The 12,976-nt window shown below is 67.1% G+C and carries 10 protein-coding genes and 1 pseudogene; 7 read left to right on the forward strand and 4 right to left on the reverse strand.

Going from position 1 to position 12,976, the window contains the following annotated elements; translation table 11 throughout:
- The first annotated feature begins 64 nt into the window (after positions 1-64).
- From ACXJKJ_RS16030 to ACXJKJ_RS16040, 3 genes are read left to right on the forward strand one after another with little or no spacing between them, the layout of a single operon-like run.
- On the forward strand, positions 65-2,248 hold the full coding sequence (locus tag ACXJKJ_RS16030; protein WP_457390947.1) for a hybrid sensor histidine kinase/response regulator: 2,184 nt from the start codon (positions 65-67) through the stop codon (positions 2,246-2,248).
- Entirely contained in the window at positions 2,245-3,294 is a 1,050-nt protein-coding gene (gene cheB, locus ACXJKJ_RS16035) for a chemotaxis-specific protein-glutamate methyltransferase CheB (RefSeq protein WP_457390948.1), read from the forward strand. The genes ACXJKJ_RS16030 and cheB overlap by 4 nt, the downstream gene beginning before the upstream one ends.
- Positions 3,281-4,312, forward strand: a complete 1,032-nt coding sequence (locus ACXJKJ_RS16040; RefSeq protein WP_457390950.1) for a diguanylate cyclase — start codon at positions 3,281-3,283, stop codon at positions 4,310-4,312. The genes cheB and ACXJKJ_RS16040 overlap by 14 nt, the downstream gene beginning before the upstream one ends.
- A gap of 52 nt (positions 4,313-4,364) precedes the next feature.
- Here ACXJKJ_RS16040 and ACXJKJ_RS16045 read toward each other — a convergent pair whose 3' ends face one another.
- Positions 4,365-5,282: a LysR substrate-binding domain-containing protein gene (locus tag ACXJKJ_RS16045; RefSeq protein ID WP_457390951.1), complete on the reverse strand. Its 918-nt coding sequence runs from the start codon at positions 5,280-5,282 to the stop codon at positions 4,365-4,367.
- 113 nt (positions 5,283-5,395) lie between these two features.
- Here ACXJKJ_RS16045 and ACXJKJ_RS16050 point away from each other — a divergent pair, with 113 nt between their 5' ends.
- Positions 5,396-6,664, forward strand: a complete 1,269-nt coding sequence (locus tag ACXJKJ_RS16050; protein ID WP_457354548.1) for a M20/M25/M40 family metallo-hydrolase — start codon at positions 5,396-5,398, stop codon at positions 6,662-6,664.
- A 109-nt stretch (positions 6,665-6,773) separates the two neighbouring features.
- On the opposite strand, the gene ACXJKJ_RS16055 is transcribed toward ACXJKJ_RS16050, so the two are convergent.
- Both ACXJKJ_RS16055 and ACXJKJ_RS16060 read right to left on the reverse strand, forming a co-directional pair.
- Positions 6,774-8,945 carry a carboxy terminal-processing peptidase gene (locus ACXJKJ_RS16055; protein WP_457322998.1) on the reverse strand — a complete coding sequence of 724 codons (2,172 nt, stop codon included), beginning with the start codon at positions 8,943-8,945 and terminating at the stop codon, positions 6,774-6,776.
- Between the two features lie 255 nt (positions 8,946-9,200).
- Positions 9,201-10,022 carry a hypothetical protein gene (locus ACXJKJ_RS16060; protein ID WP_457390953.1) on the reverse strand — a complete coding sequence of 274 codons (822 nt, stop codon included), beginning with the start codon at positions 10,020-10,022 and terminating at the stop codon, positions 9,201-9,203.
- A gap of 274 nt (positions 10,023-10,296) precedes the next feature.
- Between ACXJKJ_RS16060 and ACXJKJ_RS16065 the strand changes: the two genes are divergently transcribed.
- From ACXJKJ_RS16065 to ACXJKJ_RS16075, 3 genes are all read left to right on the forward strand, one after another.
- A complete protein-coding gene (locus ACXJKJ_RS16065; RefSeq protein WP_457390955.1) occupies positions 10,297-10,629 on the forward strand; it encodes a hypothetical protein in 333 nt (110 codons plus the stop codon).
- A gap of 339 nt (positions 10,630-10,968) precedes the next feature.
- Positions 10,969-11,997 carry a L,D-transpeptidase family protein gene (locus ACXJKJ_RS16070; RefSeq protein ID WP_457390956.1) on the forward strand — a complete coding sequence of 343 codons (1,029 nt, stop codon included), beginning with the start codon at positions 10,969-10,971 and terminating at the stop codon, positions 11,995-11,997.
- A 27-nt stretch (positions 11,998-12,024) separates the two neighbouring features.
- Positions 12,025-12,717 (forward strand): M23 family metallopeptidase, encoded by a 693-nt coding sequence (locus tag ACXJKJ_RS16075; RefSeq protein ID WP_457390958.1) that lies wholly within the window; start codon positions 12,025-12,027, stop codon positions 12,715-12,717.
- Between the two features lie 29 nt (positions 12,718-12,746).
- Here the strand turns inward: ACXJKJ_RS16075 and ACXJKJ_RS16080 are convergent.
- Positions 12,747-12,976: pseudogene (locus ACXJKJ_RS16080) on the reverse strand (aliphatic sulfonate ABC transporter ATP-binding protein); the annotation flags it as partial.

The raw sequence follows: 12,976 nt of genomic DNA on the forward strand, positions 1-12,976 counted from the left end.
CCCGGCCGCCCGAAGGGGCTCATTCCCGCTTGGCGGGATGGCGCGCAGCGCCCAGGGTGCCCCAATGAGCAACGTCGACCTCAGCGACCTGTCGATGCTGGATCTGTTCCGCATCGAGGTGGAGAACCACGCGCCGTTGCTGACGCAGGGGTTGCTCGCCCTGGAGCGCAGCCCGGAAGCGCCCGACCAGCTCGAGTCCTGCATGCGCGCCGCCCATTCGCTCAAGGGTGCCGCCAGCATCGTCGGCATCGGCGCCGCGGTGGAAGTGGCGCATGCGATGGAAGACTGCTTCGTCGCCGCTCAAACGGGCCGGTTGCGGCTGCGCCAACGTCAGATCGACCCGTTGCTCGCGGGTGTGGACCTGCTCGCGCGCCTGGGCCGGACCGCCGGGACGGACCCTGGCGACGCGCTGCAGGTGAAGGCCTTCGTCGACGCCTTGCAGACCGCGATGCTGGCCAGCGACGAAGACGACCCGGCGCCCGACGCGGCAGCGCCGGTGCTGCAGGCAGCGGTGGCGCCCCCCGCGGCGGCGCCGGCGCGCGACGCCTCGGACCGCGTCGTGCGCGTCACCGCCGACAACCTGAATCGGCTGCTCGGGCTGGCCGGCGAATCATTGGTGGCCGCAAGGTGGCTCACGCCTTTCGCCAACTCATTGCTGCGGCTCAAGCGGCTTCAGCATGAGGCTGCGCAAGAGCGGGCCGCACCGCCCGAGGTCAGGCGCCGCATGCTGGAGTGCGAGCAGCTGTTGGCTCAGGGGTTGGCCGATCTGGAAACTTTCGAGCGGCGCTCGGCCGACCTCTCGCGCCGGTTGTACGACGAGGCGGTGGCCTGTCGGATGCGGCCATTCGCGGACGGTGTTCAAACCATGCCCCGCATGCTGCGCGACCTGGGGCGCACGCTGGGCAAGCAGGTCAGGCTCGACATCGTCGGCGCCGCGACGCCGGTGGACCGCGACGTGCTCGAGAAGCTGGATGCACCGCTTGGCCACCTGCTGCGCAATGCGCTCGACCATGGCATCGAATCGCCCGGGCAGCGACACGCCGTGGGCAAACCCGCTGAAGGCGTCGTGCGGCTCGAGGCGCGCCACAGCGCCGGGGCGTTGCAGATCACCGTGTCCGATGACGGCGGCGGCATCGCCCTGGAGGCACTGCGCAGCGCCGTCGTCGAGCGCCGCCACGCCAAGCCCGAGGTCGCGGCCGAGCTGTCGGAGTCCGAGCTGCTGGAGTTCCTGTTCCTGCCGGGTTTCACGCTCAGCCGGCGGGTGACCGAGGTCTCCGGGCGGGGCGTCGGGCTCGACGTCGTGCAGGACATGGTCAAACAGGTGCGCGGCAGCGTTCGCGTGTCGACGCAGCCGGGCCTGGGCACGCGCTTCCAGCTGCAACTGCCGCTCACGCTGTCGGTAGTGCGCACGCTGCTCGTGCACATCGGCGGCGAGCCCTACGCCTTCCCGCTGGCGCGCATTTTCCGCGCCCTGAAAGTAGCGCCACAGCGGGTCGAGCTGCTCGAGGGGCGTCAGCACGTCGAAGTCGACGGGCGACGCGTCGGCCTGGTCACTGCGCACCAGTTGCTGCAGGTGGACGCGCCCCAGGCCTTGGCGGGCGACTTGTCGGTCCTCGTCGTCGGCGACCACGAGGACATCTACGGCCTGGTGGTGGACCGTTTCCTCGGCGAATGCGAGCTGGTGGTGCAGGCGCTCGACCCGCGCCTGGGCAAGGTCAAGGACGTCAGCGCCGGCGCGCTGATGGAAGACGGGTCGCCGGTGCTCATCATCGACATCGAGGACATGATCCGCTCGGTGCAGAAGTTGATTGCCTCCGGCCAGCTGAGCCAGGTGCGGCCAGGCACCGGCGCCGCCGGGGCGAGCAAGCGCAAGCGCGTGCTGGTGGTCGACGACTCGCTGACGGTGCGTGAACTCGAACGCAAGCTGCTGGCCCAGCACGGCTTCGACGTCGAGGTGGCCGTCGACGGCATGGATGGCTGGAATGCGGTGCGCACCGGCCACTTCGACCTGCTGGTGACCGACATCGACATGCCGCGCATGGACGGCATCGAGCTGGTCACGCTCGTCAGAAAAGATCCGAACCTGAAGTCGCTGCCGGTGATGATCATGTCGTACAAGGATCGCGACGAGGATCGCCGGCGCGGGCTGGAAGCCGGGGCCAACCACTACCTGACCAAGGGCAGCTTCCACGACGAGACGCTGCTGCAGGCGGCCGTGGACCTGATCGGCGAGGCGGTCGTCACATGAAGATCGCCATCGTCAACGACCTGCCGCTGGCCGTGGAGGCCTTGCGGCGCGTGCTGGCGCTGAAGCCGGAACACCGCGTCATCTGGGTGGCCGAGAACGGCGCGCAGGCGGTGCAGCGCTGTGCAGAACTGCGGCCCGACCTCGTGCTGATGGACCTGCTGATGCCGGTCGTCGACGGGGTCGAAGCGACACGGCGCATCATGGCCGAGACGCCGTGCGCCATCCTGCTCGTCACCTCCAACATGGGCGCCAACACCGCCCGCGTCTTCGACGCGATGGGCCACGGCGCGCTCGATGTCGTCGACACGCCGACGCTGGCCGGCGCCGACCCGCACGCAGGCGCCGCACCGCTGCTGGCGAAGATCGAGATCATCGGCAAGCTGATCGGCGACAGCGCCCCGGCCCGGGTCGACGCCGCCCGGTCCGCTGCGAGGTCGCGCAAGAGCTGCCCGCAACCCTTGATCGCCATCGGCGCCTCGGCGGGTGGCCCGGCGGCGCTGGCCACCTTGCTGCACGGCCTGCCGGCAGATTTCCCGGGTGCCGTCGTCATCGTGCAGCATGTGGACGAGCAGTTCGCCGCCGGCATGGCGCAGTGGCTCGGGCAGCATTCGACGCTGCCGGTGCGGGTGGCCGCGGAAGGCGACCGGCCCGCCGCGGGCGTGGTGTTGCTCGCCGCCACCAACGACCATCTGCGGCTTGTGGCGGGCGGGTGCCTGGCGTACACGCCGATCCCGCGGGAGTACGTCTACCGTCCCTCGGTCGACGTGTTCTTCCACAGCGCCTGTGCGCTGTGGCGGGGCGGCGTCGTCGGCGTGCTGTTGACCGGCATGGGACGCGACGGCGCACTCGGTTTGAAGGCGCTGCGCGACCAGGGGCACCACACCATCGCGCAGGACCAGGCGAGTTGCGCCGTCTACGGCATGCCGAGGGCCGCCGTGGCGCTGGACGCTGCGGTGGACGTCCTGCCCATCGACGCGATCGCACCGCGGCTGCGCGCTGCGCTTTGCATGCAACCAGAACCAGGAGGCCATGATGATCGACCTTGATATGAAGAGCCTCGACGTCCCGAAGCCATCGGCGGCCAGGCGCCGTCCCGTGATGGTGCTGCTGGTCGACGACCAGGCGATGATCGGGGAGGCCGTGCGCCGCGCGCTGCTGAACCACGCGGACATCGATTTCCACTACTGCGCCGATCCCGCGAAGGCGATCGCCTTGGCCGAGCAGATCGGGCCGACGGTGATCCTGCAGGACCTGGTCATGCCCGGCATCGACGGCCTGACGCTGGTTCGCCGCTACCGCGCCAACGCGGCCACCATGGACATCCCGATCGTGGTGCTGTCGACCACCGAGGACCCGGCGGTGAAAAGCGAAGCGTTCGAGGCCGGTGCCAACGACTATCTCGTCAAGCTGCCGAGCCAGGTCGAGCTGGTGGCGCGCATCCGCTACCACTCCAGGGGGTATTCGATCCAGCTGCAGCGCGACGAGGCGTACCGGGCCCTGCGCGAGAGCCAGCAGCAGCTGACGGAGTTGAACATCGAGCTGCAGCGGTTGACCTACGTGGACGGGCTCACCGAGATCAGCAACCGGCGCCGGTTCAACGAGCACATCCAGATGGAATGGAGCCGGGCGCTGCGCGACCAGAGCACGCTCTCCGTGCTGATGGTCGATATCGATGATTTCAAGCAGTACAACGATACGTACGGCCACCCGGCCGGCGACGAGGCCTTGCAGAAGGTGGCAGGCACCTTGCACCTGAATGCCAACCGCTCGACCGATCTCGTGGCGCGCTACGGTGGCGAGGAGTTCGCGCTGGTCATGACGACCACGCCGGCGGCCGGGGCCGGTTTCATGGCCGAAAAACTGCGCCTGGCCGTGCAGGACCTTGAACTGGCGCAGGGCGATTCGGCGCCCGCCCGACACCTCACGGTGTGCATCGGCGGCGCCTCGATGATCCCGCAGCGCGGTGGCTCATCCCTTGAACTCATCGAAGCCGCAGACAAGGCACTCTACGAGGCCAAGCGAGGCGGGAAGAACCGCGCTGTGATGCAGGAGCGCAGTCATTGATGGACCGCCGCGGGACGAGGGTCACGTCACCTTCTCGCTCGTGTATTGACCGTCAGTCGAGCGCGGCCAGGGCCTCGCGCCGCCAGCGCCGGCTCTCGGCCACCGCCCATTGCGCGAATGCATGGAGCTCGGACGAACCTTCTTGGTCGGCCCGCCGGCACAGGTAGAAGCCGCGCCCCGACGACACCCAGCCGCTGAACGGCACGACGAGCTGCCCGGCGGCCAGCTCCCTTTCGATGAGGCAAAGCTGCACGACCGCGATGCCCATGTCGGCAACGACGGCCTCGATCAGTGCAGCGGCCAGGTCGAAGCCCGAGGCCAGTTGGGGCTGGCTCGCCTGCACGCCCTGGGCCTTGAGCCAGAGCGCCCAGTCGGCGGGATGGGCGCTGTGGTGCAGCAGCGGGTGCTGCAGCACGTCTTGCGGCCGGGTCAGCCGGGCGGCGCGCGAGGGGCGGCACACGGGGACCAGTTCGCGCCCGAGCAGGTATTGCGCGACGACGCCTTCGGGCCAGCGGCTGTGTGCGCTCGGCTTGGGGTTGATCCAGCAGGCGACGTCGTCGCGCTCGAAGCGGTCGTCGTGGCGCCAGCGGCGGAACTCGAGCTTGAGCTGCGGATGTTGCGCTTGCAACGCCGGCAGCCGCGGCACCAGCCAGCGCGCATACAGCGAGGGCACGGGCGCCATGCGCAGTGACGGGCCGGCAGGCGCCGCCCGCAAGGGAACGGCCCCTTCCAGCATGTCCAGGGCGGGCCTGATGCGGGCAAGGTAGCCGGCGCCATCTGGCGTCGTCGTGACCTGGGCGCCGCCGCGCGCCAGCAGCGCCAGGCCCAGCTCCGACTCGAGCCGCTGCACCGCGCGGCTGACGGCACCCTGGGTGACGGACAAGGCCTGTGCGGCCGCGGAGAAGCTGCCCAGCTCGGCCACCGCGACGAAAGCATGGAGTTCGGCCAGCGACGGCGAGCGAAAGCGCATGGGTCATTACATCAGCCCATTACATCACTGCATAGGGTGGGGAAAACTTGTCGATAGGCGGCTGCCGCGGCCGCTGGCACAGTCCGCGCCGTCCACACCACGACCACAACGCCATGCATCTTCGCCTTCGCATCCTGATCGCCAGCACCGCCCTTCTCGCGGCGTCCCTGACTCAGGCAACGCCCACGTCCCAGCAACTGCAGGACCTGGCGAAGCAGGAGCAGCCGGCGCTGCTGGAGACCTTGCGAGCGCTGGTCGAGATCGAGTCCGGCAGCAAGGACCTGGACGGCCTGGCCTCGGTGGCCGGGCTGATCGCCGGCAAGCTCAAGGTCCTGGGCGGCGAGGTGTCGATGATCGAGCCCTCCGAGGTCTACCGCATGGAGGACACGCCGGAACGCCAGGGCCAGATGGTGAAGGCGCAGTTCAAGGGGCGAGGCAGCAAGAAGCTGCTGCTCATTGCCCACATGGACACCGTCTATCTGAAGGGCATGCTGAAGGACCAGCCCTTTCGCATCGAGGGTGACCGCGCCTACGGCCTCGCCATCGCGGACGACAAGCAGGGCGTGGCCACCATCCTGCATGCGATCACGCTGCTGCAGAAGGCGGGCATTGACGACTACGGCACGCTGACCGTATTGATCAACGGCGACGAGGAGATCAGCTCGCCGGGCTCGCGTGCGACCATCACGCGCACCGCGGCTGACCAGGACATGACGCTGTCCTTCGAGGGCGCCGGCGCGCAGGGCGGTGTGCGCCTGGCGACCAGCGGCATCGGCTCGGCCTATCTGAGCGTGGAAGGCCGCTCCTCGCACGCCGGCGCAAGGCCGGAGGGTGGCATCAATGCGTTGACGGAACTGGCTCATCAACTGCTGCAGATGCAGGACTTGTCGGAGCCGGCCACGGGCCTGAAGCTGAACTGGACGATGGCCCAGGCGGGCACCAACCGCAACGTGATCCCGGCCCAGGCCACGGCCCAGGCCGATGCGCGCGCCTTGCGTGTGGCGGACTTCGACCGCCTGGAGAAGGAGCTGCAGCGCCGCGTGCAGCAGCGGCGCCTGGCTGACGCCAAGGTGCAGCTCAAGTTCGAAGTGCGCCGCCCGCCGCTGGAGGCCACCGACGCGTCACGCGCGCTGGCCAAGCGCGCCCAGGCCATCTATGCGGAGCTGGGCCTGGCGATGCAGGTGGCCGAAGTCGCCACGGGCGGCGGCACGGACGCCTCCTTCGCGGCGATACAGGCCCGAGGACCGGTGATCGAAGGCCTGGGTCTCACGGGCTTTGGCGCCCATTCCAACGATGCCGAGTACGTCGATATCCGCTCCATCGCGCCGCGGCTGTACCTCGTGACGCGACTGATCATGGAGATGTCGGGCGAGAACCCTTGAGGCAACCTGATGGGGGTCGTGCGCATTTGGGTGAAGATCCGCACCGAGTCCGGCAATGTGCGCGCCGCTCGACGTGGCCGCCTCCAGGTCAGGTCTCGGCCACCAACGGCTATTTCTCAGAGGAAACGTTCGGCAAGGTCATGACCACCTGGGGACGGATCGGTAGAGCGCTCGCCGCTGTTTGGGTCTGGCCTTCCTTCAATGCCGCGCTGTCGGAGAGGATACTGACAGCCTCGTCAAGAAGCGCATCGTTGATGGTCTTCCGGGTTTTTTCAGCGGCGAGATCCTTGTCCAGCTGGCGTTCGTTGAACTGCAAGCCGTCGTCGACCAGCGTGCCGCTCGCGCCCCTTCCCGCTTCACCCAGCTGGGCAGCCAGGCGCTTCTCCGAGGCAGCACGTTCTTTGCGTCGAACTGATTCACTGAGCGAAATCACGTTGTTCTTGCGACGCTCCTGTGCCTTGGCCACATCCTGCAGCAGGTTCTGGAAGTCAAGGGCGTGCTCGACGCGGGCTGCGTGCCAAGCCAACAGGCGGGGCAACTGCGTTTTGACGTCACCCACAGGCGAGTAGTCCACGGCTCGAATGTTGGTCCACGGCAGGGCATTGACGTAGCTCGACTCTCCGAACTCGGTGTCGTCGCTGGTTTGCGGAAAGAGGATGTCTGGCGTCACGCCACGGAGTTGGGTCGTCCCGCCATTCACCCGAAAAAACTGAGCGATGGTGAACTTCAGTTCACCGTACGTCGGCGCTGCGTTCTTCGCGATCTGGTCGAGGTTGGCGAGGGTCTGGACGGTGCCCTTGCCGAAGCTGCCCTCGCCGATGATCACGCCGCGACCGTAATCTTGGATCGCCGCGGCGAAGATTTCTGACGCCGAAGCCGAGCCCCTGTTGATCAGGACGCCCAGCGGCCCGCTCCATGCCAAACCAGCCTCGGCGTTCTTCTCGACAGTGATGTTGCCTCTTGCATCTCGGGTCTGAACGACCGGCAACTTGCCAACGAACATGCCCGTCAGGTTCACCGCCTGGCGCAGCGACCCGCCGCCGTCATTGCGCAAGTCGATCAACACGCCATCTACTTTCTGGGCCTTCATGTCGAACAGCAGCTTGCCCACGTCGTTCGCTGCGCCGCGGTAGTCCTTGTCGCCCTTTCTGAGTGCGTCGGTATCCTCGTAGAACGAAGGCAGGGTGATTACGCCGACCAGGCGCTTGCCTGCGCCCGTCGTGACGGAATAGATCTTGGCCCTGGCGGCGCTGTCCTGCACTGTGATGGTGTTGCGGACCAGTACGACGGTCCTGTTCGGCGCATCGGGCCCGCTGTCGGCCGGCAGGACGTCCAGCCGAACCGTCGAACCCTTCATGCCCCGGATCAACGCCACCGTGTCGTCAAGGCGCCTGCCGACGACATCCTCCATGGCGCCGGTCGCGCCTTGCGCGACGCCCACGATACGGTCGCCGACCTTCAACTGGCCCGACAGGCTCGCGGGCCCTCCTGGCACCAGCTCCCGGACGGTGGCGTAGTCGTCGATCTGCGTCAGAAGCGCGCCGATGCCCACCAGGGACAGTCGCATGGAGATGCCGAAGTTTTCCGCGGCGCGCGGTCCCAGGTAGTTCGTGTGTGGGTCGATCGCCATCGTGTAGGCATTCATGAAGGCCTGGAAGGCGTCGGCGCTTGTGATCTTGCCCAGGTTCTTCGATGCGCTTTCGTAGCGCTTGTCGAGAATCTTCACGATGGCCGGGTCGTCCCTGCCGGCAAGCTTGAGCCGCAACCACTCGTTCTTGACGCGCTTGCGCCAGAGGTCTTGGGACTCTGCCTCGGTCGCAGGCCAAGGCTGATCCTTGCGCTCGACCGTCAAAGATTCGTCTTGCCCGAAATCGAACCCCTTCTTGAGCAAGGTGCGGCCATAGGTCAGCCGCTCAGCCACCCGGCGTTCGTACAGGTTGAAGACCTCGAACGGCACCCGCAGGTCCTCAGCCAGGATCGCGTCGTCGAGCAAGATGCGGTCGCCTGACAGGCGATCGATGTCGGACTGCAGGAAGTACAGTTTCTCCGGATCGAGCGCCTTTAAATACTGGTCGAAGATCCTGGCCGACAACGCGTCGTCGAGCGAGAGGGGGCGGTAGTGGTAGCGAGACAGCAGGTCCGCAGCCAGATGGGCCGACTTGGCCTGCTGTGCCTCCGGCTTCAGCATCTGCGGGAAAGCCGCCGCGGAGCCTTCGGCAACAACTTGGGTTGCAGCCGTCAGCACGAGCACGAATGAAATCAGCGCTTGCTTCAATGTCACTTAATCCATTTGAACCAAAACATAGTCACAGGCCAGGCTTGACCAGCAACGATCGACGTCTGACCCGCCGGTCAGCGGCGGCTCTCATCCAAATCATTTGATGGACGTCCCCACGTTGACCTGCCCGGCCTCGATGGTGCCATGTTGCCTGGTCCGAGCACCGGGCGCGACGGAGACGGTCGTGCCGGCATGCGATTGCCGCCGCTCAGCTCGAGCGCGAGAAAGGGCGACGGCCGTTCTTGCAAGCCATTCAACTCAATCGTTTGCGGCGGTGGGCAAAACGGCCGGAGGCGAAGCGTCGATCCTCCCCACGTAGAAGCTGCCGTCGTAGCCGAGCCGATCTTTCGGTGGCCGCAACGAAATTGAATACTGCGCGCCTCGCTGCGTCGGCATGGATAGCACTACATGCGGCTCACACTGGCTGGCGGCGCAGTTCCAGGCCGTCCCTTGGTCGTACTCCGCCACGAGGGAAATCGGGCGGAGGTCACGTAGCAGAAAGCCCATGGGCTCCATGGCCGGATCGAACATGTTGCCTTTGGCCAAACTGGTGTGGAGGTCTCCCGTCAGCACGACGACGTGAGAGAAAAGCCCCGTAGCGGTCAGCGCACGGACGTTGCGGCTCATCGTCAGGTCGTCCCCGTCGATCGCGCGGACTGTGACCTTGCGATTCGGCGTGGCTTTGTTGTGCTGCCGCACCTCATCGAGCAGCACAAGCATGGCCATGCTGGTACGCCCATCCTGCTCATGCGCGGGCTTTGACCAATCGCGGGAACCGAACAACGCCTTGCGTGCACCGCCCCGGCCATCGCTATCAAGGAAAGCGTCGATTGCCGCTTGGTTTTCCTCTGGCCATTCGAGCGCGAGCGCCACGCTTCTCGCCTGAGCAGCCAAGTTGCAGACATAGGCGCTTACGAAATCCGGTATCTGGCGCGTGCCGTGCAGTTCGCCCAATAGGAGCAGAGAGCTGTCACGCAGGCGCTGGGGAATATCGACAGTCGTCTTGCATGGCGCACCATGCGCAATTCCGGTGAACGCTGCGGCGCTCAACAGAACGAGAAGTGTTTGGCGAGAGAACATTCAGGCTCCAGAGCTATGAACCGACGAAGGTAGGAACGCGCACTTGCGACCTMTCCAAAATCGTAGAGCGCGAACCGTTTGTCTCCGTTGGCTCTTTTCACCTTCCGCGGACAGTCTGGCTACGGCTCGTGACGGCAAGGTCAACAGCATGGCTCGCGGATGATCGGACACTGGCCACAATCCCAACATGCTAGGCGTKGCGTCTTCAAAGCAGTTGTTTCTACCCTTCGCAGGCCGCTTGTCCGGTTCGCTGTCTGGTGTGCGCAGCTCAGCGATGCTGCTGGCCGCGCTGGCCGCACCTCTTTACTGCATCGCGGCGCCCGGCGATGACGCCGCTGGCGCCAGCCCGGCACCCCTAAACCTCAAGCTGCCCCGCTCTCCTGCTCGGGCGTTCGCGACCACCAAACCAAGCGACGCCCCAGCGGCATCCGAACATCGCGGACTACGTCTTGAGCCGCGAAAATCCATAGTCGAGCGGGGCGTCGAAGGCAGTCGTGATGCGCTGATCGCCTGTCAGAACGGCGCCTATCCCGGCGCGACTGTTGCGGCCCATGGTGCGCAGGTCAATGGTGGCGACTCTCAGCCGGGGCACTGCTACCGGTTCTGACGTTTGGAATCGGTTCATCTGCGTCTTTCGCTTTGAGTCGCTCCATCTGCCGGTTGGCAAGCTTTGCGGCGAACGGCGGCAATCAGCGGCGGTCGGTGCTGCAGCGGTTGCCGTCGCTCGCGTCAAAGGGCCAGGTTCAGGGTGCGCGGCACGAAGCAGTCATCGACTCATCGGACTTCGCCGCTCCTTCGATGCCCGATGTAGGGCGCGCAGCGGTCGTCCAGCCTCGCGGGCAGCGGTTCACGTCGTCAATTGGCAGTGGTTCCAGGCATCGGCCTACACGTGCGGCGCGGTGACCTCGGTACGGTGCGGTGAATCGACCCACCTCGTGAGCCCGCCATGCCGACCTTGCCAATTTCACCGCTGAAGATGGCTGCCGCGCTGCTGTGTTGCGCCTGCGTCGCGTCGCCGGGCGTGGCCGCCACGCACCGCGCCCGCGCCACCCCGTCGGCGGCACCGCAGACGCTGGAGGCGTTCAACGCTGCGTCGCTGGTGCCTGGACACGGTCACGCGGTGGGTGCCCACGCGGTTGCCCGCGCCCAGGTGCTTCTGGATCGGGCGTGGTTCTCGCCGGGCGAGATCGATGGCCGCCAGGGGCGCAACCTGCAACGCGCGCTGACCGCGTTTCAGCGAGCCAGGGGCCTGAAGGTCAGCGGCCGGCTCGACGCGGCCACCGCAAAGGCGCTGGAACAGGGCGATACGGGCGGTGCGTTCGCGACCTACACCGTCACCGACAAGGACGTGGCCGGCCCCTACACCCGCACACCCGCCGACATGGCCGAGCGCGCCAAGCTGAAGTCGCTGGACTACGAAACCGTCGGCGAGGCGCTGGCGGAGCGCTTCCATCTCAGCGAGTCGATGCTTGCGTCGCTCAATCGTGGCCGGGCGAAGGATTTCAAGGCCGGCGACGAGTTGATCGTGCCCGACGTCTCCGCGCGCCCGCCGGTCGGCGGCGCGGCGGTCAGGATCGAGATCGAGAAGAGGGCCAAGACCTTGTGGGTGCTCGGCGCCGATCGCAAGGTGCTGGGGGCGTTCCCGATCAGCATCGGCGGGCCGCAGGACCCGTTGCCGCTGGGCGTGCTGAAGATCGTCAGCGAGGTGCCGAACCCGACCTTCACATACAACCCGGCGCTGCTGAAAAACGCCCCCAAGGACGCGCAGAAGGCCGAGGTCGCGCCGGGCCCCAACAATCCCGTCGGTAACACGTGGCTGGGGCTGAGCAAGCCGCACTGGGGCATCCACGGCACGCCCAACCCCGCGCAGTTGGGCCGCGAGGAAACCAACGGCTGCATCCACATGACGAACTGGGACGCGCAACGTCTGGCCAAGCTCGTGAAACCGGGCTTCGAGGTCGACATTCGGCCCTGACTTTGGCTGCAAGGCAGGTTGCACGCAATGGCACTCCCACCGCCTCGCCACGGCGCGTCCCACGCGGCAATGGCCTTGCTGCTGGCCTGCGCCAGCGCTTGCAGCGAGCGCCGCGCGCCAGTGCCGCCGCCAGTCCAACCTCAGGTGACCGCGCCGGCGGTGCGGGTCGAGGCACCCGCGGTGCCTTCGTCCTGGCCTGCAACGGCGGTCACACCCGCGTCAGGCCCGGTGGACGTCGCCGTCACGCCTGCCGACATCGCCGACCTGCAGGGCCGCGATTTGTCCATTCCGCTACCTGGCGTGTGGGCTGCCACCCTGACGGATACCTTCGGCGACGGCCGCACGAAAGGTGCCCATGAGGCGCTGGACATCCCGGCCCCGATGCGCACGCCGGTGCTGGCGGTGGAAGACGGCGTGGTGGCCAAGCTGTTTACCAGCCAGCGCGGCGGCCTCACGGTTTACCAGTTCGACCCCGCGTCGCGCTACGCCTACTACTACGCCCATCTCGACGGCTACGCGCCGGGCCTGGTGGAGGGCCAGTCGCTGCGCCGTTGCCAGTTGGTCGGCTACGTGGGCCTGACCGGCAATTCGCCGGCCGGTGCACCGCACCTGCACCTGGCGATCTTCAAGCTCGAGCCGAAGCCACGCTGGTGGCGCGGTGCGCCGGTGAATCCCTACAACGTGCTGCGCGGCTCGCGGCCTTGCTCTGTGAGCGGCTAAGCCAGCACCACTCGCTCAGTCCCTGACAGCTAAACCAATGCCGGGTGGCCGACGATCTGCCGCAGCACCCGCTCCTCCAGCTCCGCAAACCCTGCCGCCGTGCGAGAGCGCGGGCGGGGCAGCGAGACGGTCGCATCCAGCGCGATGCCGCCACGGTCTATCAGCAGCACGCGGTCGGCCAGGGCCACGGCCTCGGCGACGTCATGGATCACGAGCAGGGCCGTGAAGCCGTGATGGCGCCAGAGCTGCACGATGAGGC

The organism is Roseateles sp. P5_E1, from assembly GCF_054049335.1.